Consider the following 1433-nt stretch of genomic DNA (forward strand, 5'->3'; position numbering starts at 1 on the left):
GTAGCGCGTATATGGACTCCTCCTCGCTTGCAAGCACAAAAGGTCATGGCGGCTATGTCGACTGCGAGCGTATATTCGGTCTCGTTAAGGATGCCTGACACACGGACATCGGACCTTAATGGGCTATTCGCACGTCGGGTACCCTCAGCGTAAACGAGCTTTGATGCTCTACGCGCTACACGGTATGGCCCGACGTCGGTTCGACCTGTTCGCCATCTCTCTTGTGGTGTTGCAATCGGGGTGGTGGGAACACCGGGTTAAAGATTAAATATTCATGATGCTTTCATGTGGCTAAGTGGCCGCCGCCAGTTCGGGATCATACGGCACCTGGTGACGCGTGATGGCCCACGCCATGCGAGCCGTCTTGTTGGCGAGCGCCACAATCGCGACGTTGCGATGCTTTCGCATGGCAAGCCGTTTGATCCATTGACTCAGACCGTCTTCCTGCGTCACCGCATAACGGAGAACGGATCGTGCGCCATGCACCAGCAGCTTGCGCAGGTACCCGTTGCCTCGCTTGCTGATCCCCAGCAGGCGCTCTCGTCCGCCCGTGCTGTGCTGACGCGGGGTAAGCCCCAATGACGCAGCAAAGTCGCGTCCACGTTGATAGATAGTGCCGTCACCCAGCACACCGGCCAGAGCGCTGGCGGTAATGGGACCAATGCCGCGCAGCGTCATCAGACGCCTGGCAACGGGGTCGGTGTTGGCATGTTTTTCAATGGCCGTGGTTAACTGTTCTACACGATCATCAAGGTAGCGTAAGTCGTTCGCCAACTCTGCCAGCAAGCGACGAAAGTGGTCACTGAGCCCGTTAGAGGCATCTTCCAGCCAAAGTGGTAGCGCCCGCCGCAATTGCTGGATACCCGTGGGAGCAATCAAGCCATACTCCCCGACCAGACCACGGATCTGGTTGGCCTTGGCCGTCCGCTGACTGATGAGTTCTTCCCGGATTCGGTGGGTAGCCTGAGCATCCTGTTGCTCAACCGATTTTATCGCCACGAAGCGCATCGTGGGTCGGCCGAGGGCTTCACAAATCGCTTCAGCATCGGCCCGGTCATTTTTATTCGTCTTGACGTACGGTTTTACGAACTGGGCAGCCACCAGTTTGACCTGGTAGCCACGCGCCTGGAGCTGACGTGCCCAGTAATGCGCTGTGGCACATGCTTCCATGCCAATGATCGCGCCCTGGGGAACACGGCGACAAACCGCATCGAGCCACTTGGCACGGGTGTATTTGCCTCGCCACTGAGGTTGCTCATGTCGGTCAACACCATGAACGTGAAAAACAGACTTTGCGATATCAACACCTACTCGACTAATGTTCATAGGGGCTTCTCCTGACTCTCAACGCTGATAGTTGTCCAACCCACCTATCAGTATGGCGCACAGACGCCGGAGTAGGGTGAGGAGGAGTCCATCCCATTGGGTAAGCG

General features: G+C 57.2%; 1 protein-coding gene. It reads right to left on the reverse strand.

Annotated features, from left to right (window positions below; all coding sequences use genetic code 11):
* Positions 1 to 291: 291 nt before the first annotated feature.
* Positions 292 to 1326: an IS110 family RNA-guided transposase gene (locus tag INT20_RS17890; protein WP_193057449.1), complete on the reverse strand. Its 1035-nt coding sequence runs from the start codon at positions 1324 to 1326 to the stop codon at positions 292 to 294.
* Between the last annotated feature and the right edge of the window lie 107 nt (positions 1327 to 1433).

The organism is Halomonas citrativorans (assembly GCF_014898005.1).
Lineage (GTDB): Bacteria > Pseudomonadota > Gammaproteobacteria > Pseudomonadales > Halomonadaceae > Vreelandella > Vreelandella citrativorans.

What these genes read in the sequence shown, in the direction of transcription:
- INT20_RS17890 (WP_193057449.1), bottom strand. Translation starts at nt 1,326, where the DNA reads ATGAACATTAGTCGAGTAGGTGTTGATATCGCAAAGTCTGTTTTTCAC.